The 22,440-nt window shown below is 32.1% G+C and carries 20 protein-coding genes, 2 tRNA genes and 1 other RNA gene; 10 read left to right on the forward strand and 13 right to left on the reverse strand.

Annotation, left to right across the window (positions count from 1 at the left end; genetic code table 11):
* Positions 1–242: 242 nt before the first annotated feature.
* A complete protein-coding gene (gene lepB, locus CLAVI_RS02470; RefSeq protein ID WP_194844018.1) occupies positions 243–2,135 on the forward strand; it encodes a signal peptidase I in 1,893 nt (630 codons plus the stop codon).
* Here lepB and ileS read toward each other — a convergent pair.
* The gene (gene ileS / locus CLAVI_RS02475; protein ID WP_194844019.1) at positions 2,132–5,254 is read right to left on the reverse strand and encodes an isoleucine--tRNA ligase; all 3,123 of its coding nucleotides are present in this window, start codon (positions 5,252–5,254) and stop codon (positions 2,132–2,134) included. The genes lepB and ileS overlap by 4 nt on opposite strands.
* A 192-nt stretch (positions 5,255–5,446) precedes the next feature.
* On the opposite strand from ileS, the gene ssrA reads away from it, so the two are divergent.
* Positions 5,447–5,891: a transfer-messenger RNA gene (gene ssrA / locus CLAVI_RS02480) on the forward strand.
* An 11-nt stretch (positions 5,892–5,902) separates the two neighbouring features.
* Here ssrA and CLAVI_RS02485 read toward each other — a convergent pair.
* The 3 genes from CLAVI_RS02485 to CLAVI_RS02495 all read right to left on the reverse strand — a co-directional run bounded on the left by CLAVI_RS02485 (position 5,903) and on the right by CLAVI_RS02495 (position 6,923).
* Positions 5,903–6,685, reverse strand: a complete 783-nt coding sequence (locus CLAVI_RS02485) for a hypothetical protein (protein WP_194844020.1) — start codon at positions 6,683–6,685, stop codon at positions 5,903–5,905.
* A gap of 86 nt (positions 6,686–6,771) precedes the next feature.
* Positions 6,772–6,845: transfer RNA gene (locus tag CLAVI_RS02490), tRNA-Ile, on the reverse strand.
* A 5-nt stretch (positions 6,846–6,850) separates the two neighbouring features.
* Positions 6,851–6,923, reverse strand: a tRNA-Ala gene (locus CLAVI_RS02495).
* Between the two features lie 298 nt (positions 6,924–7,221).
* Between CLAVI_RS02495 and CLAVI_RS02500 the strand changes: the two genes are divergently transcribed.
* Together CLAVI_RS02500 and CLAVI_RS02505 are read left to right on the forward strand one after the other, a co-directional pair.
* Positions 7,222–8,289, forward strand: a complete 1,068-nt coding sequence (locus CLAVI_RS02500) for a phospholipase D-like domain-containing protein (protein ID WP_194844021.1) — start codon at positions 7,222–7,224, stop codon at positions 8,287–8,289.
* Positions 8,290–8,346: 57 nt separating this feature from the next.
* Positions 8,347–9,240: a C40 family peptidase gene (locus tag CLAVI_RS02505; protein ID WP_194844022.1), complete on the forward strand. Its 894-nt coding sequence runs from the start codon at positions 8,347–8,349 to the stop codon at positions 9,238–9,240.
* A 95-nt stretch (positions 9,241–9,335) separates the two neighbouring features.
* Here the strand turns inward: CLAVI_RS02505 and rpsI are convergent, their stop codons facing one another.
* The 5 genes from rpsI to rpmG all read right to left on the reverse strand — a co-directional run bounded on the left by rpsI (position 9,336) and on the right by rpmG (position 12,810).
* Complete coding sequence (gene rpsI, locus CLAVI_RS02510) at positions 9,336–9,737, reverse strand: 30S ribosomal protein S9 (protein ID WP_194844023.1); 402 nt, start codon at positions 9,735–9,737, stop codon at positions 9,336–9,338.
* A gap of 20 nt (positions 9,738–9,757) precedes the next feature.
* On the reverse strand, positions 9,758–10,210 hold the full coding sequence (rplM, locus tag CLAVI_RS02515; RefSeq protein ID WP_194844024.1) for a 50S ribosomal protein L13: 453 nt from the start codon (positions 10,208–10,210) through the stop codon (positions 9,758–9,760).
* Positions 10,211–10,394: 184 nt separating this feature from the next.
* Positions 10,395–11,078 (reverse strand): ABC transporter ATP-binding protein, encoded by a 684-nt coding sequence (locus CLAVI_RS02520; protein WP_194844025.1) that lies wholly within the window; start codon positions 11,076–11,078, stop codon positions 10,395–10,397.
* Complete coding sequence (locus CLAVI_RS02525) at positions 11,068–12,630, reverse strand: ABC transporter permease (protein ID WP_194844026.1); 1,563 nt, start codon at positions 12,628–12,630, stop codon at positions 11,068–11,070. The genes CLAVI_RS02520 and CLAVI_RS02525 overlap by 11 nt, the downstream gene beginning before the upstream one ends.
* Before the next feature lie 21 nt (positions 12,631–12,651).
* Positions 12,652–12,810 carry a 50S ribosomal protein L33 gene (gene rpmG, locus CLAVI_RS02530; protein ID WP_194844144.1) on the reverse strand — a complete coding sequence of 53 codons (159 nt, stop codon included), beginning with the start codon at positions 12,808–12,810 and terminating at the stop codon, positions 12,652–12,654.
* 499 nt (positions 12,811–13,309) lie between these two features.
* On the opposite strand from rpmG, the gene CLAVI_RS02535 reads away from it, so the two are divergent.
* Positions 13,310–14,365: a class I fructose-bisphosphate aldolase gene (locus CLAVI_RS02535; RefSeq protein WP_194844145.1), complete on the forward strand. Its 1,056-nt coding sequence runs from the start codon at positions 13,310–13,312 to the stop codon at positions 14,363–14,365.
* A 14-nt stretch (positions 14,366–14,379) separates the two neighbouring features.
* Positions 14,380–15,783 (forward strand): amino acid permease, encoded by a 1,404-nt coding sequence (locus CLAVI_RS02540; RefSeq protein ID WP_194844027.1) that lies wholly within the window; start codon positions 14,380–14,382, stop codon positions 15,781–15,783.
* Here CLAVI_RS02540 and CLAVI_RS02545 read toward each other — a convergent pair.
* Both CLAVI_RS02545 and CLAVI_RS02550 read right to left on the reverse strand, forming a co-directional pair.
* A complete protein-coding gene (locus tag CLAVI_RS02545; protein WP_194844028.1) occupies positions 15,780–16,847 on the reverse strand; it encodes a hypothetical protein in 1,068 nt (355 codons plus the stop codon). The two genes, CLAVI_RS02540 and CLAVI_RS02545, sit on opposite strands and share 4 nt — an antisense overlap.
* Before the next feature lie 145 nt (positions 16,848–16,992).
* Positions 16,993–17,352, reverse strand: coding sequence for a late transcription unit protein LtuB (locus CLAVI_RS02550; protein ID WP_194844029.1), 360 nt, complete (start codon positions 17,350–17,352; stop codon positions 16,993–16,995).
* A 253-nt stretch (positions 17,353–17,605) separates the two neighbouring features.
* On the opposite strand from CLAVI_RS02550, the gene CLAVI_RS02555 reads away from it, so the two are divergent.
* Positions 17,606–18,103 (forward strand): hypothetical protein, encoded by a 498-nt coding sequence (locus CLAVI_RS02555; protein ID WP_194844030.1) that lies wholly within the window; start codon positions 17,606–17,608, stop codon positions 18,101–18,103.
* A gap of 13 nt (positions 18,104–18,116) precedes the next feature.
* Here CLAVI_RS02555 and smpB read toward each other — a convergent pair whose 3' ends face one another.
* The gene (gene smpB / locus CLAVI_RS02560; RefSeq protein WP_194844031.1) at positions 18,117–18,575 is read right to left on the reverse strand and encodes an SsrA-binding protein SmpB; all 459 of its coding nucleotides are present in this window, start codon (positions 18,573–18,575) and stop codon (positions 18,117–18,119) included.
* A gap of 113 nt (positions 18,576–18,688) precedes the next feature.
* Here smpB and dnaN point away from each other — a divergent pair, with 113 nt between their 5' ends.
* Together dnaN and recF are read left to right on the forward strand one after the other, a co-directional pair.
* Positions 18,689–19,789 (forward strand): DNA polymerase III subunit beta, encoded by a 1,101-nt coding sequence (dnaN, locus tag CLAVI_RS02565; protein ID WP_194844032.1) that lies wholly within the window; start codon positions 18,689–18,691, stop codon positions 19,787–19,789.
* Between the two features lie 117 nt (positions 19,790–19,906).
* Entirely contained in the window at positions 19,907–21,022 is a 1,116-nt protein-coding gene (gene recF / locus CLAVI_RS02570; protein WP_194844033.1) for a DNA replication/repair protein RecF, read from the forward strand.
* A gap of 15 nt (positions 21,023–21,037) precedes the next feature.
* Here recF and CLAVI_RS02575 read toward each other — a convergent pair whose 3' ends face one another.
* On the reverse strand, positions 21,038–21,379 hold the full coding sequence (locus CLAVI_RS02575) for a hypothetical protein (protein ID WP_194844034.1): 342 nt from the start codon (positions 21,377–21,379) through the stop codon (positions 21,038–21,040).
* 335 nt (positions 21,380–21,714) lie between these two features.
* Here CLAVI_RS02575 and CLAVI_RS02580 point away from each other — a divergent pair, with 335 nt between their 5' ends.
* Positions 21,715–22,413 carry a hypothetical protein gene (locus tag CLAVI_RS02580; RefSeq protein ID WP_194844035.1) on the forward strand — a complete coding sequence of 233 codons (699 nt, stop codon included), beginning with the start codon at positions 21,715–21,717 and terminating at the stop codon, positions 22,411–22,413.
* Positions 22,414–22,440: the final 27 nt, after the last annotated feature.

Below are 22,440 nucleotides of genomic sequence, written 5' to 3' on the forward strand. Positions count from 1 at the left end.
ATTTCGAACAGTTATAAACAAAAAAAATACCCCTTATACTTACACTCTATACGCCTTAAAAACAAGGCTTTAAGGGCAAACCTTTTAAATTCTCCACAAGATTTAGACAATTCATAAACAAACTTTCCACATTTTTCTTAATAGATCTATTTTTTTACTTTAACAAACCTCTTTACCTTTCCACCTAGTAATTAACTCTTCTAAATTATAAGATTGGTTGAAAAATTTTCTTTGTGCCATTCATGACAACTTTTTTTTCGCTTAAAAAGCATCGCCAACTTTTAAATAGTTTGAAAAAAAAAATAGAGCAAAAACGCTATACATTTTCATTAGAAGATCGTAGCCGCCTTGATGAACTTTTACAAAAATGGTCTGCTGCTATAACAGCCTCAAATGTCAAAGAAGCAAATTTATACGCTAATAAGTGTCTTATCTTTACTAAACGCTTATTTCATAAAAGCTGGACTGAAAAAGCCTGTGAATTAAGCCGTTCTCTTATTTTTTCTTTAATAGCTGCTTTTTTAGTTAGACAATTTTGGGTAGAATTTTACCAAGTCCCTACTGGATCTATGCGTCCTTCCATTCTTGAAAAAGACCGTATAATTGTTTCTAAAAGTACCTTTGGCCTTAAAATTCCTTTTAAAAAACAGCTAATTTTTCCATCTTTTGAAAATTTAAAAAGAAACCGTATGGTTGTTTTTACTGCAGAAAATACTAATATTCCCAATGCAGAAACTTCCTATTTTTATTTTTTTAAAGGAAAAAAGCGTTATGTAAAACGTTGTGTAGGAAAACCTGGGGATATTTTATATTTTTATGGTGGAAAAATTTATGGAATCAATAAATCAGGCAAAGAAATCGTTGAGTTACATGATGATTCTTTCTTAACCTCTTTATTCTCTCATCCTATTTACCGTATTCCTTTTCTTTCTTTTGAAGGCAATATTTCTCAAAATGAACATAATCATTTAGAGTTTTTATTTAATCAAACAGGGATAACTCTTGGACGTCTTTTATTAAATGCAAAGGGACATGACACGAAAGGCCAATTCTTTAGCCAAGGAAAATGGCATTCAGATAGAGCAGAAGGCTCTTCTTATTCTTTCCAAGAACCAACTAGCTTTTGTCAATTATGGGGAATGGAAAATTATGGAACCACCCGTATACTTACACCTGAGCAAGCATATTTACTTCATCCTAAAAAATTTGAAAAAATAAAAAAAGCTTCTGCGTATGCAGAAATTCGCCATCATGCAAATTTAACATATCCATACCCATCTATTAGTCGTTTATATTCTTTTTCTGATACACCTCCTTTACTTTCTCCAATGACTACTATTTTACCTCTATTTCCTAAACATCTTAATATAATTAAAGATGGCCTTACAACATCCCGTTTTATGATAAAAAAAGGCTCTGCTTTTCTCCCTCGCAACAACTATCTTATCAATAATCCTTTTTGTATATCCTTACCTAGGATTCCTGATGGATCTTATGAATTAGAAAATGGAATTGCATACCAAGTATTTATTGGTGGATTTAGAAAACGATTGTCCCCTATCCATCCTTTAAATCATTTAACTGAAGGTGAAATTATTTTGCTATTTAACTGTGGACATATGTTTTCACCTTTACAAAATCCTTCTAATTTTGGACCTCTTTATACCCCTCCTCGTTTTGCATTTTTCAATAATGGATCCTTATTCCTTGGAGATATTCCGGTTTTTTCAAAAGAAGACAAATCGTTATCTACATTCAACCATCAAGAACTTGAAGAAAGCCTTGCTTCGCCCTCTCACATACCCTATATCCCTTTTGCAGATCGTGGATCCCCATTACTAAATAATGGTTCATTAAATATCGATTTTATAAAGAAATTTGGGTTACACATTCCTGAGAACTATATCTTTGTCTTAGGTGATAATCATGCTATGAGTTCAGATAGTCGTGATTTCGGGTTCATTCCAACAAGTAGTTTAATTGGAAGTCCTATCTTATGCTTTTGGCCACTTCAGCGAGCACGTCTTCTTTTACCTTTAGCTGATTTTTCTAAAGGAACAGCCAGCCTTATTGTCAGAGGACTTGTCTGTGGTTTTGTTCTTGTAATTTTTTTAAAAAGTAGAAAAAAAGATTAATTTTTTTCTATAGCAATAGTCATTTCATAACCATTGATATCCCATGTATCCCCTTCAAATGGTTCTTGGGAAATATTGATAGCATTAGCTAAGACTTCTTCCTGGATATATGCACCATAAACAGCCATAACATCTATCAAGATTGGTAGGGCTGTTATTGTTACAATAATTTTGTCACATACCTCTAACCCTGCATTCCGCCTCATCGTATTCATTTTATTAACTAGCTCTCTGGAGATGCCTTCGTCTAATAAATCTTTATTCAAACGGGTATCTAAGATGGTCATAATCTCACCATCAACACTTGCTATATGATCCTCAGAAACTTCTCGAATAATCTCAATATCTGCTTGTTCTAATAACAACTCTTTACCTTCTACTTGAATAAGTAATGACTCCCCTTGCATTAAAATTATTTTTTGATCCTTGGTAAGATTTTTTATTACCTCTTGAGCACCCTTCATTAAAGCGCCTGCTTTTTTGCCTAAAACCCGAAAATTTGGTTTAATCTGGGTTTGCACAAAATCTGGATCTTTTTCTAAAAAGATGACATCTTTAACATTAAGCTCGTCAGCAATAAGATATTTTTCTATTTTTATAAATTCTCGAATCATTTCTGTTCCAGAATAAACAAACAAAACAGCTGGTAATGGTTGCCTAACCTTAAAATGATGTTCTTTTCTTAAAGAATGACCTGTAGCTACCATGCGACGTAAAACAGACATTCCATTGATCAAAGCGTAATCTATATCTGAACTATTACTTCGAGGAAAATCACATAAGTGAACTGACTGTGGCATAGCAACTGTTTTTAATCCTTCATAAATCATTTCAGCAATGAATGGCATAAAAGGTGCTATAATTTTAGAAAACTCTTTTAAAACAAAATAAAGGGCAGAAAAAGCTTCTCTTCGATCTAATGAATCATCATCGGCCCAAAAACGACGTCTTGAACGACGAATATACCAATTTGTTAAGGAATCTGTGAAAGCAAAACAGATCTCTCCTACTTTAGAAAGATCATATTTTTGCATTGCTTTTCTTACACCATCTGCAGCTTCATTAAGTTCTGATACAATCCATAAATCAATAGATTGTTGCAATTTCTCTGATGCTTCAGAAGCTTGCCATTTATATATTTGTGCATAAGTTCTAAAAAAAGAATAGGCATTCCATAAAGGAATTAAGATTTTTCTTAAAATAGACTCTGGTCCTTTTTCAGAAAAATTAAGATCCTCCCCTCTTACAATAGGACTACTTAACATATAAAAACGAAGAGCATCAGCTCCATATTTATTAATAATATGTTCTGGATCAGGATAATTTTTTAACCGTTTAGACATTTTATTGCCATCTTCAGCTAACACAATTCCATTGACGATAACATTCTTAAAAGCAGATTTTCCAAATAACGCTGTCCCAATCACAGTTAAAGTATAAAACCAGCCCCGTGTTTGATCAACACCTTCTGCTATAAAATCAGCAGGAAAAGCTTTTTCTGCTATTTCTTTATTTTCAAAAGGATAATGAAAAGAAGCATATGGCATCGAGCCTGCATCAAACCAGCAATCAAATACTTCATCAATACGTTTAAAAATTTTACCATTTTCTGAAAACGTTAATTGATCAATAAAATGACGATGTAAATCAGTAATTGGTTGGCCTACAAGTTCTTCTAGTTCTTTAATAGAACCTATTACCTTAATTTCACCATCCTCACTTTTCCATATAGGGATTGGCGTTCCCCAGTATCGATTACGACTAATAGCCCAATCTCGGGCTCCTTCTAACCATTTTCCAAAACGTCCATGTTTTATATGCTCTGGCATCCAGTAAATAGAATCATTCGCTGCAATAATTTGTTTTTTTATACTTTCAACAGATAAAAACCATGTCTCTACTGCTTTATAAATAAGTGGCGTATCTGTTCTCCAACAAAAAGGATATCTATGGCGAATTCTACTTAAAGAAAATAAATGTCCTTTTTCTTTTAGGTCTTTAATAATTGCTTTATCTGCATCTTTAACAAAAACACCTTCGTAATTAGAAACAGAGCTCATAAATTTACCTTCTCTGTCTACTGGACAGACAACAGGAATTTTTGCTTTTTCAGAAGCATAATAGTCTACCTCTCCAAAAGCAGGAGCTGTATGAACTATACCTGTTCCTTCATCTGCAGCAACAAAATCATTTATAATAACTCTAAAAGCTCCTGATTGTTTTTTATCAGCAAAATAAGAAAACAATGGTTGATAACCTTTTCCTGCTAACACTTTTCCTTTAAATGTTTCTAAAATTTGAAAATCATTCTCTGGAAAAATACGAGAAAGAGCTAGTTGAGCAATGATATATTTTTTATCAGAATTTTGAAGCTTAACTTTTACATAGTCAAGATTTTCATGAACAGTCAATGCCATATTAGATATCAATGTCCATGGTGTTGTTGTCCAGGCTAAAAAAACAGTATGATGATCATCATCTGAAATGAATTCGACTATCACTGAAGGATCATCAGTTTCTTTATAATTTTGACCTGCTTCAAAATTAGACAAAGGTGTTCCTAATTTAGTTGAAAAAGGTAAAACTTTTTTTCCTTCATAAATTAAGCCCTTATTATAAATTTCTTTGAAAACCCACCAAACACTTTCCATATAAGAAAGATCCATAGTTTTCCATGTTTGAGAAAAATCTACCCAACGCCCCATGCGTAAAACTTTATTTTGCCACTCCCCTGCATACCTTAATACAATACTACGACATGCTTCATTAAAACGATCTATACCAAACTGCATAATAGCAACAGAATCTTTGAGGCCATATTCTTTTTCTACTTCACACTCAACAGGTAGGCCATGACAATCCCATCCAAATCGCCGCAAAACACAAAATCCTTCCATAGTTTTATAACGAGCTATTGCATCTTTTATTGTACCTGCTAAAAAATGGCCATAATGAGGTAGGCCTGTAGCAAAGGGAGGACCATCATAAAAAGAAAAAGATGGCGCATCTTTTCTATTTTCAATGCTTTGATGAAAAATATTATTTTTTTGCCAAAAATCTAGGATCTTTTCTTCTGCTTTAGGAAAAGAAAATTGCTTTCCTAAAAAACTTTCAAACATAATAACACCTTATATGAAGACTATTATAATAAATTATAGTCTGAGTTTTCGTCTACCTTAGAAGGTATTCATATATAAAACTAAAAATGTTAGAGATTCATAAGATTTATTAATGAAAATTTAAGTAAATTTCTCAGTAAAAAAACCTTTTTTAAGATATACTCTCCTTAAGAAGAAATAGATCATGTCTATGGGGGTGTATCTGGTTTCGACTCGAAAATGAAGCATTGATTGCATGCGGGGGTTGTCAGCCGGCCTCCTTAAAAAGCTGACAAAACATTAAATGCCGAACCTAAGGCTAATTGTGAAATCGTAAACTTTGCTGACCTTCAAGCTTCTTCTGAAGTTAGATTGGCTGCTTAATTTTTGATTTTGCATAGATGTTGTTTGGGGCTTGCGCCTTAAATGACCCGGTGGATTAAGATTGAACTGGGGTTTTTAATTCCACCGTCGTATTACTCAGTATGAGATTAAAGTGTTTTTGTTTTTTCGCTTTTCCTCTCAAGATAAAAAAAGCCCTCTAGAGATATAGCTGTTTTTGATTGAGTTTCTAGTTGTATTTTTTCGAAAACTAAGCATGTAGATATCTTTAGGGAGTTTGTCGAGGACGAGAGTTCGATTCTCTCCACCTCCATTTTTTTAATAACTTTAATCTTCCATCTGCTCTTCTAAGTGGATGATAACCTCTTTATGCAACACTGCAATTCTTTCTAAGTTATCTACAGGAAGAACTTGATCGTCACTAGAAATGCTACTACTCTCTACTGAATCTGTTGTTTCTTCTACAACTTCTTCTGTTGTTAATGCTCGGTTAGCTTCAGCATATCTTTCTTCTCGCTCATCCTCTCTTTGAGCTTCTTTAGGTGTAAGAACATAGCCTGAAGCTTTGTCTAAAGACTCTAATATAAAATTATCTTTTTCACTTCGCTTTGCTTTTTTTGGTAATTTACCTTTAATGTTTTCTATCATCTCTTTTTTATAAAATTTATTCCTATCCATGAATAAGATTTGATCTCTGATAAACATAGATAAATCTTTTTTTCCAGGTTGAGATGGAGACATCTGCTCATTACAAATTAATTTTAAATTTGTATCAGCTATCTTATTTTGCAAAATTTGTTTAGCTTTGTGTTTTTTAACCATCACTACAATTAAAGGAATCGATAATAAAAGAACTATGCCTACTGGAAGAAATACAGGAAGGACAAAAAGAGATATAATATCTGTAGCTCCCATCACTATAATACAAACAACAGAAGCAAATAAAATGATAAAAGACCCTAATAAAATAAAAGAGGCAAGAATAGAAACAGTTCCACCCACAGTAGTGATTCGTTTCATTTGTTTGTGTTGAATTATAAGCTCAGGAAGAGACTCCTGTAATAGACCACGATTATAGGTAGCAATAAAAGGTGCTGGCAACAAACTCATAAATAATTATTTTTAAAATCTAATCAATAAAACAAGAACAAAAAAAGAAGTAATCTTACTTTATTAGAAAAATAAAAAAGAAAGGTTGCGGCTACCAAGACTTGAACTTGGGACCTCGACATTATCAGTGTCGCGCTCTAACCAACTGAGCTATAACCGCGATTTTGGAGACTAGGAGATTCGAACTCCTTACCTTCTGAGTGCAAGTCAAACGCTCTACCAAGTGAGCTAAGTCCCCCATTAAGTCAGCAATAAAAACTCTTTTTTTAAGCCATTTAAGACCAAAGAAGAGATGCTGTAGAATTTTGATGAATTTGCCACAAAATAAAGTTTTTCGCAAATCTTTTGTAACAGCTTTTCATAAATCTTTCGCCGCTTTCAGTGAACTATTATCAACAAAAAATTTTTTTTTTGATAATTTTAAAAAAACTAAAAGCATAATTAAAACTCTTTATATTAAAGTTTTATAGACAATAAGATTGAAAATGTTCATTAATTAAATTTTAATAATAAATTAAATATAGATGACGAAAATTATGAACATTAATAAAAACCAAAAAAAATCAAAAAAATATCCCTGGAAAAAATTATCTCTTACCTGTTCTCTTTTTTTTCTTTACTTTGTTTTTGCTGGACAAAGAGCAGACACACTCAAACAAGTAGAAAAAAGTACCTATCCAGTATTTTATGCAAATAAATGCCATGATAATTTTAGAATTTTACTAACATCTTCCATCAAAAAAGCACAAAAAAATATTTTATTAAAAAGCTTCACTCTTACTGAAGAGTATGTTTGTCGTGCATTAGTTAAAAAATCCCGTGAAGGCATTCCCATAAAAATTAAATGCCACTCCAATAAACATAGCGATGAAATTATCAAAAAAGCACCACGCATCAAAGTAGAGCCTAAATTACGAACAGCAGGCTATATGCATCAAAAAATATTAATTATTGATTCTGATTTAGTCTGGCTAGGATCTGCAAACATAAGTAAAGAATCATTAATCAGTGATGATAATCTTATGGTAGGAGTAAGAAATAAAGATCTTGCTACTATCTTTCAAAAAAATTGTTCTGGCGAATGCATAATTAAAAATCAGTCTATTAAAGTATGGCTCCTACCCCAAGATTCTGCATCCTGTCTTAAAGAAATAATTGATGTTTTAAATTCAGCAACAAAATCAATTAAAATGGCGATGTTTTTCTTTACCCATCCTGATTTATTTTCAGCCCTTGTGAAAGCTCATCAACGTGGGGTTTTTGTAGAAGTTATCGTGGATAAGAGAGGATCTCATTTTATTGATAATAGTGTCTGCCCAAATCAATTTTATCTAAGCTCTCAATCTCCTTGCATTCATCATAAATTTGCATGGATTGATGATCGTATTTTAATTTTTGGTTCTGCTAATTGGACTAAAAATGGGTTTGATATGAACGAAGAAGATGTGATTATTATTAATAATCTGACTCATACTCAAAATAAAAAATTACACCTTATATGGAAAGATTTAAGCTACACCAAAAAATTACTCCCATCATTAAAACCAGAAACAATTCTTCTTAAACAAAAAAAATCTGGCTCATCTTTCGCTGTGGCTAAATAACGCATAAATTTTATAGAATCTTTTATATTAAAAAAATTAAACTTTCTCTTTGTGATCATGGACTTCTCTAATTTTATTACTGAGCCATTTATTGATTTATCCTCAAAAATGCTTTCCAATATAGCTAAACCTCAATCTGAAACCCGAGTATCTCAATTATTACTTGGAGAAAGAGTAAGCATTATAAAAAATCACCCTGACCACCTATTTATTAAAGCTTTTGCACAACCATTTCATTGTAAAAAATATCTTCAATGGCAAGCTTATTCAGGATGGATTTCCAACAAAAACAGCATTATTAAAAATGATGATTATATGCCTAACTATAGAATCGTTTCTCACGAAGCTGTTCTACATCCTTACAACATCTTGTTACCTTTTGGGTCTCTTGTAGAAGCAAATAAAAAAGGATCTATTCAACTTCCAGATAAAAAAATAGGTACTTGTAATCCTATTCATCTTCGATTTATTCAAAATATTCCTTTTTGTGTTGATACACTTATATTAGATGCCATGAAATTTCTTAATATTCCATATCTTTGGGGAGGGAGATTTTTTAATAAAATACAAAAAACAGGCGGTGTTGATTGCTCTGGATTTATTCACCTTATCCACGGGGCTCAAGGATTTCATCTGCCAAGAGATGCAAAAGATCAATTCTTAGCTTGTAAACCAATTTCTTCCTTTAATCAATTACCTATTGGAGGATGTCTTTTTACTATTAAAAAAACTGAGGCTGCAGAGTACATAAACCATGTGATGCTTAAAGATAGCCTTAATACTATCACTGATTCTTCTTTTTTAGATGGTGGTGTTATTCGACGATGTAAAGGAAAAGATTTTGAAATTAACAATAATACTATTAATTTTCATAATGACTTAAAGCCATCGCAATCTTTTAAAGTCCTTTTTGGAATTCCATTATTAACAACTAGACACACTTTTATTTAAGAACCACTATCATATATTTTTTTTAACGATAGAAATTAAAAAAAGCTTGAAAAGATAGTCTTCGCAAGCTTTTTTTGAAAAAATAAATATAGCAATTATCTTTTGGAGAATTGGAAGCTCTTACGAGCTTTCTTATGACCATATTTCTTTCTTTCTTTTCTTCGAGGATCTCTCGTTAAATAACCAAGAGGTTTGAATTCTTGCTTTAAATCTTCACTGTTTTTAAGAAGAGCTCTAGCGATCCCTAAACGTGTAGCTGTAGCTTGTCCAGAAACACCACCACCATTTACACGAATAATCATGTCAAATGTTCCATCTAAACCTGCTGTCTCCATAGGAGCCATGATCATTCTTCTCTGAATATCTAAAGGAAAATATTCAGAAAATTCTCTTCCATTAACATCAATGCGACCATTACCTCTTCGAAGCCTTACGCTTGAAACGGCTCTTTTTCTTCTTCCTGTCGCTGTAATATCATCTTTTGTGGATTTAACCATCTATAACACTCTATATATCATCAAATTTTAATTTCCGCTGGTTGTTGCGCAGCGAAAGCACTCTTATCATCTCCTGCAATAACACGCAGACTTTTCATTTGTTTTCTACCCAAACGAGTTCTTGGCATCATACCTTGAACTGCATGAGTAATAACATATTCTGGCTTTCTTGCCTTCATATGCCTAAAAGGCACTTCTCTCATTCCACCAATATTACCTGTATAGTATCTATACATCTTTTGAGCTTCTTTGTTACCAGTCAATTTTACTTGATCACCATTAATCACAATAACTCCATCTCCAGAATCTATGTGAGGTGTATAGGTAACTTTATGCTTTCCTCTTAAAATTTTGCTAATTTCTGAGGATAATCGCCCTAAAGTTTTTCCTTTGGCATCTAAGATTACCCAACTCTTTCCAATAACTTCTGCAGCTTTAAGAAAGGTTGTTTTAGTGTCCTGTCGCTTTTCCATAAAAACCTCTGTAAAGGAGGTCATTTTAGAGAACGAAGATTTTTTTTCCAATCAAAAAACCTCTCTTTTTTCCCTTTTATGGAAAAAAATCACTAGCTCAAAAAAAAATCTCTATTGATGGGCGATATTATATTTGAAAGAAAAAAAGACCCTATATCTAAGATAAATAGAAAAAATTATGTAATTAAGCAATTAACTTCCCCTTCTCTAATTGGTACACTATATCACATAAAGAAGAGAGCAGTGGATTATGCGTAACTATTAAAAGAGCATAATTTTTTTCTGTAGCTAGCTCTAAAAGCAACTCATGAATATTTTTTGCTGTTCCTTGATCCAAATTTCCTGAAGGCTCATCTGCTAATATAAGGTCTGGCTCATTAATCAAAGCTCTTGCTATTGCCACTCGCTGCTTTTCTCCTCCTGACAAATCTTGACAAGAAGCATGTATACGATGATCCATACCAACACTACTTAATAAATCTAACGCCTGTTTATGAATTTCTTTTTTGGATCTTCTAGAATCCATATTGATCAAGGCTGGAAAAATAACATTTCCTAAAACATCATAATCATCTAATAAATGAAAAAATTGAAAAATCGAACCTATACAACGATTTCTGATAAATGCCCCATCATGAGAAAAGGGATTTTTACCTTTTATTGTCACACTTCCTTGATCAGGCTTTAGTAATCCTCCCGCGATATGCAGCAATGTTGTTTTACCAGAACCTGAAGAACCAGTTATAGCCATACTTTGCCCAGAAAAAAGAGATAGTGAAATATCATTCAAAAAAAGCTTAAAAGAATGATCTGTTTGAAAGCCTTTACTAATCTTTTTTAAAAATAAAGTAGGAGATTTATTCACCATTTAACAACTCTGTTGGATTCATAGCAGAAACCATTTTCACAGGAAAAATGGCAGCTATAGAAGAAAGAAATAAGGTAGCTATAACAATAACAAGATATGTACATCCTCCAGATTTAGAAAAAATTGACGCCTCAAAAACACCTATCTGTAAAAGATCAATACCCTTTATAAATCCAACATAACTGATTAAGCTATTTAGATTTTCTAAAGTAATCCAGGCTAAAAAGCCACCTATTAAAGATCCTGCACAGCCTGTCAAAACTCCACATAAGCCAAAAATTAACATCATTTTATTTTTAGAAACTCCCAAGGCATACATAATACCTATTTCTTTACGCTTCCGATAAACTAGTAGCATTAACATCGCTACAATATTTGACGCAGCTACTGCTAAAACCATCAAAGAGACCAAAGATAAAAGAACCTTTTCAGTATGTAGCTGACTTAAAAAAGGCTTTATATCAGAATAATCATAAAAAGCTTTTACTTCCCAAAAATCTCCAAACCCAGATTTTTGGAGTAAATTTTCTAAATTTTTTTTCATTTTCCCAATATTTTTTAATGAAATATTAGCAGCCCTTATGTCCAAAGCTTCTTCGAATATACCCTCTATAAAAGCAGCATTAGAAGCCAATTGCGCAAATCCTTCAGGAAACATTAAAACACTTCTTCCTCCAAATGGACTTAAGCCTGGATTATAAAAGCCCACTACCTGCACAGGAATATTCCGCTCTTGAAAACTTCCAAAATCAGCTGCATGAAAAGTAAAATGCCCTTTATCTCCTATAAGAACTCCTGAAGATTCAAAATGAGCTGGCAGTACCACTGGATTTATTGCCAAGTCTTTAAGATGAAAAAATTGATATAAAAAATGAGAACCTTGTTTTTTTAAAAAATCTAATTGTAATCCTTTTTCAGCTAGATGATCATTATAAAGAAAGGTAATTTCCTTAGCTGTTAATGGCTTGATAGCATCAAAAAGGATATTGTCTGAAATCTGCAATGGAATTGCATATGAACTTTGTCCTATAAATCTTTCTTGCATTAACCCTTTGTCTCGCAAAACAACTCTTAAATCTCCCAATGAAATAATTCGAGGCTCAATCGTTACTTGAGAAGGTAAATAATTTGACAGTAAAGCGTAAGTATCTTTTACAATATCCTTAACTGTCCCATCAGCATTTAAATCTGGATTAGGTAACTCTTCAGATAATTCTTCATCATAATCTGCATTAAAAGGATCTGTCTTTATGCTTACTAATTTTTCTTGTAAGTTTTTACAAGAAAAATTTGAAGCTTCAGAAGCTTCATCTATTTTGTAATAATAAGACTGAAAATAATTTCTTGATGGAACAATCTTTAAAGAAGCTCCCAAGATTAATGAATCATGAATCCACTTTTTTTCAGCTTGTTCCATTACAGATAAAAAAACAGTCGATAACCATACTACTGAGGCAATGACACATATAGAAAATAGCGACATGAGTGAAGAATATAATCGTCTTTTTCGTGGAAATAAATACCAAAAGGCTACAGAAAACTCAAATCGCATAGCAATGCTCTTAAAGAAGGTTTATTTGGCTTCTTTAAAGATTACATGACGACGTAGCTTTTTATCGAATTTTTTTAATTCTAAACGACCAGTTGTATTACGACGATTTTTTATTGTCCAATAAACATCAGTACTTTCTGAACTTTTAAGCTTAATGATCTCTCTTTGCTTACTTGCCATGGGATAACCTGGGGGTTTTGATAAAAACAGAAGGATGGGATCAAATACCATAGACTGGTTAAGAGCTCCCTAAACGAAAAGTGATTGTAAAAAAATAAACGTTTTTATGCAACTATAGGATTTGTCAAATTACAGCTGGTACACTTAAGTAAGGTATCCAATAGCTACAGTCTTTTCTCTTCTTTTATAAAATTCATATTATTCTGCATATTATATGAGTTTTAAAAAGAATTATTTCTTTTATGTCTTTCATTAAATGGACTCTGTCATATTTTTATTTTTAAATCATTGATTGCTTTGAATTATTTCCTCTATAGATTATTTTCTAAGCATCTTCATCTATATTTAGAAAAACCAGAAAACTTTAGATAATTTTATTTAATATAAATTAATAGAAAAAAAATGTGAGTATAAATTTTAATAGATGAAGCAAAATTTTTAAAAACTATATGATGAGTTAAAAACAAATTGAGTTATAGGGGTTAAAATGACAGATACTATGTCTATAGAAAATTTATTAGGTGCTGATGCACAAAATTTATTAACACATGTAAGCTCTGGAATCACTAAAGATCAATTAATATTACCTTCCTCAGATTGGATTGATCGTATATTTAAGAATTCTGATCGCAATAACCGCGTTTTAGTCAGCCTAGCTCAACTTTTTAATACTGGAAATCTTAAAAATACTGGTTACTTATCTATACTACCAGTAGACCAAGGCGTTGAACACTCTGCTGGGTCTGCCTTTTGCCCTAATCCTCTTTTTTTTGATCCTGAAAATATTGTACGCTTAGCATTAGAAGGTGGCTGCAGTGCTGTAGCATCTACCTATGGAACCTTGGCTATTTTATCTCGTCAGTACGCTCATAAAATCCCATTTATCCTAAAACTTAATCATAATGAATTACTTTCTTACCCAAATCGCCACAATCAAATCTTCTTTACTCAAGTCAAAAATGCATATGACATGGGCGCTCAAGCTGTTGGTGCAACCATTTATTTTGGATCAGAAGAAAGTGCTCAAGAAATAGTAGAAGTCTCTGAAGCTTTTTCAATAGCTCATGAATTAGGTATGGGAACTATTTTATGGTGTTATCTTAGGAATGCAGCTTTTTCTACCTCTACAAATGATTACCATGCTGCTGCTGACCTTACTGGTCAAGCAAATTACCTTGGCGCTACCATTGGCGCTGACATTGTAAAGCAAAAAATGCCTACATGTAATGGTGGTTTTACTGCTTTAAAATATGGAAAATCTGATCCTAAAATGTATTCTGAACTATCTAGCCCTCATCCTATTGATCTATGTCGTTATCAAGTAGCTAATGGCTATATGGGAAAGATTGGATTAATTAATTCAGGTGGCCCTTCCTTAAAATCTGATGAAGCTGATTTGAATGAAGCAGTTCGTACAGCTGTTATCAATAAAAGAGCTGGTGGAATGGGCTTAATTGCTGGAAGAAAAGCATTTCAAAAACCTTTTAATGAGGGCATTACACTACTTAATGCCATTCAAAATGTTTATCTTAACCAAAATGTCACCATTGCTTAAAAGGTAAAAAGTCCATGCATATCACAAAAAAAGGATCTGGAAAGAAACAATTAGGAACTTTTTTTATCATGCTACTTTCTCTTGGGTCTGTACTTAGCTTAAGAAATTTAGCATTTTTAGCTGGCCAAGGACTTTCTACTATTTTTTATTATGGCATTGCTGTTAGCTGTTTCATGATCCCCTATGCTCTCATAGCTGCTGATTTAGTATCTATTTTTCCTGGGGGTATCTTTGTGTGGGTCAAAGAAGCTTTTGGTCCTCGCTGGGGATTTATAGCAGTCTGGTTTCAATGGTTTCATAACATTACTTGGTACCCAGCTGTATTAGCTTTTTTTACTCTCAGCTTTGGAAGATTGGTCTTTCCTGAACTCATTGAAAATAAATTCTTTTTCTTAAGCGTCATTTTAGTAATTTTTTGGAGCTTAACCTTTATTAATTTCTTACGATTATCATTTTCTTCTTATCTAAGCACTATTTGCCTCTTTATAGGAACCATCATTCCAGGATGTATTCTTTCAGGAATGGCTCTTATTTGGCTAATTAAAGGTAATCATAGCTATCTGTCCATTTCAGCGAGAGAAATCTTTCCTACATCTAATGGATTAATGACATCAATTGCTATGATTTCTGGCGCTTTTTTAACATTTACAGGATTAGAAACTAATTCTAACTTAGTTTTAGAAATGAAAAATCCAAGAAAAAACTATCCTATAGCATTATTCATGGCGGCAGGCTTATTAATGTTTTTTCTTGTTGGTGGTACTTTAGCTGTAGCTATAGCCATTCCTAAAGAAGAACTCAATCTTATTACTGCCTTATTGGATGCATTAGGAATCTTTCTTGGATCTACAGGACATGATTGGCTGACAAAAACTTTATCGATAGCCATCCTTTTAGGTATCCTTGGTCAAATGAATGTTTGGATGCTTGGTCCCATTAAAGGATTATGGAATAGCGCTCAATATGGATGCCTACCACAAGCTTTTACTAAAGTTAATAAGAATAATAGCCCTGTTTTTATCCTTCTTTTTCAAGCATGTATAGTTTCAATTGCTGCTTGTGGATTTTTATTTATCTCTAATTTTAGTATTGCTTATTGGATATTAAATCTTTTATGCACTCAAGTATGCTTTATGATGTATATCATTATGATATGCGCAGCCCTTGTTCTACATCATCGACATCCAGAAAAAAAACAAAAATATGGATTACTAAAAAGTAATTTTTCCATTTGGAGCCTAAGTATTTTAGGTTTATTATCTATCTTATGTGCACTTGGAATTGGCTTCATTCCCCCATACAATTTAATCACTCCAGATCAACGATTTATATACGAAGCAGTGATAATCAGTGGATTTTTGATTTGTCTAGCTTTACCTTTTTTTATGTATCAAGATAAAAAAAATCAAATTTCTTAAGAGTATTTAAGATGCTTGTTTTTTTCCTTCACTTGCAGTTGATTCATCCTTGTTTCTTTGTTTAAGAGATCATTATCTACTGTCTCTACAGGCAAAACCTCATTTACCTTATAAGAATTTCCTGAAACTGAACGAAAAGGATAGAATCTTTCTTGTTTTAATAAAAAATCTGGAACAGCTTTGACTCCATCTCCTTTAGGAATCACTAATGATTTTTTAAGCTGAATCTCTTCTTTTTTCAAAAAATTGAAATCTTCTGTAGGGATTTGATTATGAGCTGTATCTTGAACTTTTTGATTAAGAGGATCTAAAGAAATTTCTTCTTCTTTAGGTTCTTCTTCTTGGTCTTCTTTTCCTTGCTCGTTCTCTAAAATATCAATTAAAACTGATCCGAGCTTATCTTCTTCTTTTTTGTTTAAATGAGAATATGATGATCGTAAAGATGAAGCTCGGTTTCTTTTTTCTTGTTCTTTTCGTTCTAATTCCGGAGCTAGCATCCAAGCTAGCTCTTCTACAGGAACATCAAAAAAATCTTCTAATAAGCTTTCTTTTGAAGCTACCTTTACTTCCACATCTTGAATAGGATCAGCCATTTTTATATCTTTTGGGCAATTAATATCTGTTGAATCTGCTATTTGAGCAGAAGTTTGTGCAACAAAAGGCAATTTTTCAGGAGTAATTTCTCCTTTTAAACTAGCCATTTTGCCATCTTGAGGTATAATTTTAGACTCTTCTATTGAAGCTAACGCTCCTTCTTTATCAGTAACGTTTTCTGGAACAGATCCTGTTTTTTCTGAAGCTAATAATTTTGATGTGGTAATCCTCCCCATTTGCATTAACTCTTCGTGCCTAACTGATGTAACTTCATCACTTTGAATGGGATGATCTGAAACTCCAAACAATGCTGTTGATAATGGTGCATATAAATCATCTTGATTCTGGACTTCTAGAGACAAGTACTCTGCTCCAATAACTTGCGCTTCTTGCGCTGCATCAACAAAATGAAGAACCTCTTCACTTGGATACTCTGAAGGATGAGATCCTGGGGGCTGTACATTTGACATAAATATTAAGCAATCCCTGCTTTACTGAAGATATTATCTTCTAAAAATCCTTTTTTATATTTATTTATTACTAATCATTAGCAATAAACTAAATAGCTTGTATTACTAAATAAAATTTTATAAGAAAAATAAATTAATAAATATATTATTTATTAAATGATTGATTTGGATACATCTCAAAAACATCTAAATCTGCTAGAACAAAACCCTTATCATGATTAAACAACAGTATTTTAGTATCTTTTTCAGAAGATTTTTTTTTACATATTAACGATTGAATTAAAAGATCAAATTGACGCGCTTGATCAGTTATTCTATGTGTAATTTTGAATTTTGAAGATGCAATTTTTTGTTTACTTTTTAGTTTTTTGCTTAGCACATCTTTTTGAATAAGATCTTTTGCTTCTTTACTTACTTTCTTAGACAGCATCTTCATAGGTTTAAAATTTTCTTTTTTTGCACATTTTATTAAAATTTTAGTTTGTTCTTTAATTTTCTTTTTCACAAAATCTCCAGGGTGATAAAAATAGAAACCCCTGTTTTAAACATATTTATTGTCATGCTAACTAATTAACAAAATTAAATACATACTATATTTAAAATAAATATTATGTTTTTTTAATTCTTATTTACTTATAGATCTACAGCTCTTTTGATATGAATCCATTATCAAAAATATAAATAGCTTTTTCTTTGCTTTACAAAGGACTTGTCTTTCTTGAAAATAAAAAATTACTAAAGATTGAGCTTTATACCTCATGAATTCCATTATTCTATTCTACATTGGCTGTTTCACTGTAACCTTGCTTCCAACCACTGGTATTTTCTTTCTTCCTTTATTCTTTGCCCCTTACATTGCTCTATGCTATAGAAAATTTCCTTCTCATGTGACATTAAGAAAGAGTATTTTATGTGGCCTAATATCTGATCTTTTTGGTGATGTATTTGGAACAAACCTTATTCTGTATCCCCTAACTACATTAACTACCAGCATTCTAGCAAGACATTTGTTTGAAGATCGCTTCCTATCTTTTCCTTTAATTTCTGGTATTTTTTCTTTTATATTTTTTATAAATAGCTGCATCATCCTGCCTTTTTTTAGCATTGGATCCACCTATTCCTTACTTACTAAAGGAATAAAAGCTTTACCTGAAATGATTTTCATAAACTGTATATTTGCTATTTTAACTTATACTCTTCCTTACTGGATAAGTAATCAACGACCTAAAGGAAGTTCCAGATCAAGAATACCATGATCTTTTTGAAATATTAACTTTCTGTTGACCGTTTTATGGCACGTGCAGCAGCACGTTTTCCTTCTTTCTCTGCCACAGCTTGGCGCTTATCAAATTCCCGCCGACCTTTTCCGCAGCCAATTTTTAATTTAAATAAACCATTTTTTAATACAAGTGCTAAAGGAACTAATGTATACCCCTTCATTTCAGCAAATTTTTTTAATTTATTTAATTCTCTTTTATGTAGTAACAATTTACGGTCACGTTTTTCTTCATGATTATTAAAATTACCAAAACGATACAAAGCTATAGAAGATCCTATTAACCAAGCTTCACTACGAATAATTCGTACATACGCTTCTGTTAAACCACCTCCATGATCCCGTAATGATTTCACTTCAGTACCCTGTAATACTACTCCTGCTTCAAACGATTCTGAAATATCATAATCACGAAAAGCACGTCTATTTGAAACAACTTCTTTGTATGTCATAATCTCACTTATAAAAATCTAGGATAACAGAATTGGTTTTTTTTTTCTTCTTCTTGACTTTTGAAAATGATCCTCTTTATTTTGTAGATGCATAACTCAAATAGAGTATTTTCATGAAGTTTGTTGTATCACGTAGTGAGCTTAGTAATCTCATTAGAAAAATCCAAAATGTTGTTCCACCTAATGCACCTATTCCTATTCTTTCTCATGTTCTTATTGAAGCTGAGAATGATGAATTGGTATTTACTGCAACAGATTTAACAGTTGGAACCAAATGCTCAGCTAAAGCACGCACACAAGAAAAAGGATCTCTTTCTATTCCATCTCGTAGGTTTTTTCAACTTGTTAGAGAATTAACAGATCCTAATATTGAAATTTCTTCTTATGAAGGTTCTATGGTAGAAATTGTATCAGGATCTTCAAAATTTCGTTTACATAGTTTAAAGAAAGAAGAATTTCCTGATTTGCCAGATCTTAGAGAAGCTGTAAAAGTAACCCTTTCTACAGAACAACTAAAAGAAACTCTTTCCCGAACAGCATTTGCGGTTTCAAAAGAAGATAGTCGCTATGTTTTAACAGGTGTATTACTGAGAATTATTGATGGAAAAGCTATCTTTGTAGGAACAGATGGAAAACGATTAGCTAAAACAGAAATTAATATTACAGGTCCTTCTGAATTATCTGGAGAATATGTTCTTCCAATAAAAGCTGTTGATGAAATTAGTAAAATGTTTGGCGAAGACCCAACTACTACTCTTTTCTTAACAGAAGATAAAGTAGCATTTGAATCAGGATCAGCTTTATTAATCACTAAGCTCATTTCTGGAGAATATCCTGATTTTCAACCTATAGTCACTACAAATAGCCAAATCTCGTTAGATTTACATCGAGAAGAACTCATTATTCTTTTAAAACAAGTAGCTTTATTTACGAATGACTCTGCCCAATCAGTTCGATTTACTTTTCTTCCTGGGGAATTAATTTTGACTGCTAACTGTGCTCAAGTTGGAGAAGGTAAAGTTAGCATGCCAGTCAATTATGCAGGTGATAAGTTAGAAATAGCATTTAACCCATTTTTCTTTTTAGATATCTTAAGACATAGTAAAGATGAATCTTTAAAACTTGGGCTTTCAGATTCATATAATCCTGGTGTGATTACAGACTCAACAAATGCATTATTTATCATTATGCCAATGCGTTTACATGATGAATAACTACTCCTTATAATCATGTCTTGCTTCATCATTAAAAAGTCTTTTTTGTCATCTTTATGATGATGAAGCAGGAACATTGTTTACATTCATCTGAATAAATCAACAATTAGTATTCGAATGAAAATTACATCTTTATATTTAAAAAATTTCCGTAATTATAAAGAACAGTTCGTAACATTTGGAGACAACCTAAATTTTATTTATGGAAAAAATGCCCAAGGAAAAACTAGCCTCTTAGAAGCTTTTTCTTTATTTATGACAGGAAGATCTTTTAAAACCTCTCATTTAGCAGATTGCATTCATTGGGGAGAAAAGCATTTTTTCTTAGAAATTATTTTTAAAAAATTTGATATAGACCAGTCGTTATCTTTTTTTTTTGATAGAAAAGGGAAAAAAATTCTTTATAACACAACACCTCTTCCTACATTAAGCACTTTACCAGGAATTCTTCCTGGGGTTATCTTACACCCTGACCATGTCCATCTGATTAAAGGAAGCCCTGCTGAACGTCGATCTTTTCTTGATCTACAATTAATACAAAGTGATCCTTTCTATCTTTATCATTTCAGTCGCTACAATCGCTCTTTAAAAAATCGTAATACTCTCCTTAAAATCAAAAATTTTGCTTCCATAGAGGTCTGGGAAGAACAATTAGCAATAGCAGGGGCTTACCTCATACAAGCTCGCTCTTCATTAATAAATCTTATTAACCAAAAAAGTCAGGAATTTCATCAATCTTTTTGGGGATTTCATGAGCAACTTGAAGTTATCTATAAACCTGGAATTAAAGAAAATAATTCCTTTGAAAAAAAAGAATTAATCCTGTTATTGAATAGAAGCTTTCAAAAGCTCCGCAGCAAAGAAGCAGAACTTGGTAATACTTTAACAGGACCGCATAGAGATGATATGATCATATTAAACCAAGAAAAAGCTGCTCTAGCTTTTTCTAGCACAGGACAACAACGCTGCTGTACTGCATCATTAAAATTTGCAGAATATGCCATTCTATCTGACCGCTTGAAGGATATAAGACCTGTTATGTGTATTGATGATCCTGAAACAAGCTTGGACAACGAAAGAGCTGAAAATTTATGCAAAGAAATACCTGAATCAGGACAAATGTTTATATCTTCTCCTCAATTAAGAAGTTCTTTACCTCCTTCCACACATTTGTTACAAGTCATTGCTGGATCTATCCAAGAACATTCCCTCTTAACCTGTCCTGTTGCCTAAAGTTACATTTTTTTACTATACACGCCTTGAAAAAGCTGATGCACAACAAAGGCATAAACACCCTGTCAATATCCCTCCAATCATATCTTCTACATTACAACCAGATGATCCCGTACATCTATTCTGCCTACAACAAATAAGATAAGTAATAACTCCTAAAATAAAAATAGCACATAACCCCCCAACAGAACCAATACCTGCAGGAAGACCCCAAAATAGAACAGTACAAGCAATCAGCCCAGCGATTAATGTAAGTGCACATAATCCCAAAACACTTCGACATGAACGATTTAAACATTCATTACAGTTAAATCTATCTCTCATAGATAAATCATCATAAGAATGAGAAATGTACATCATTTTTCCTGGTAATATTTTTTAAATAGAATGAGAAAACAAAAGAAAAAAAACAAACAAGAAAATTTTTAAACTTCACTTCTAATGATTTCTCCCCCCATAAATATCTCAACTTTTTGTAGACACCTGAAATGTTAATAATAAATTGGTTATTAATTTAAAATTTGTATCCTGTAAAAACATATCAAAAAAAGCATATGCCTTTATAAATAAACAATTCTGAACTAGCAGTTCATAGCAAATAATTATTTGAAAATATTTAATTTTAATATATATTGATGTTTTTTTTGAAATGATGCATATAATTAACTTTCTTAAAATTTTTGCTTTTATTAATGTCTTTCCCTTTTTTATTTTATAGTAATAATAATCATTCTTTTTGTGTAGAGATGAACCCATTTTACTGGCTCCCTATACTAGTAGGCAATCGACTATTTCATTATCAACCTAATCAAGAAATTTTTTTAATGGGAATGGAAGATTTCTTTGCTCGAATGCAATATGCCATTATTAATAGATGTTTATGTATTAACCATGGTCTACCTCTTCCTCGTATAGTAACCACTAACAGTAGCATCATGTATCGACAAATTATTGATTATGTAAATCAACTACTTCGAACTATGATTCCTCAATTTAATGATTTTGGATCTGAACAGGACAGAGTACTACAAAATTGTACTATAAGCACTATTCAATTACTAAATCATATACAGCATCTAGACAGAATAAGAAGAAACCAAGCTGCCCATCCTGTAGAAAATAACAATTTTCCTATTGATCTCTCTATATCTTCTAGACCATTATTAAATCATCAACATACAAGAAGAGCCTCTTCTTCATCTGAAGAAATTAATGTTGGCTCTTTCACTCAATCACTTACACAAATAGAACATAATTATAGCCTTGCAGCACCCCTAACCACTACCAGTCCAACCATCATTCAACAACATGTAAGAAGAGCTTCTTCTTCATCTGATGAAATTGATGTTTGTTCTTTAACTCCACCATTAATGAAAGAAGAAAATTTTTAATATTGTCTTTTTTTTGACAAACAGAAT

The organism is Candidatus Clavichlamydia salmonicola (genome assembly GCF_015356765.1).
In the GTDB taxonomy this organism is placed as follows: Bacteria; Chlamydiota; Chlamydiia; order Chlamydiales; family Chlamydiaceae; genus Clavichlamydia; species Clavichlamydia salmonicola.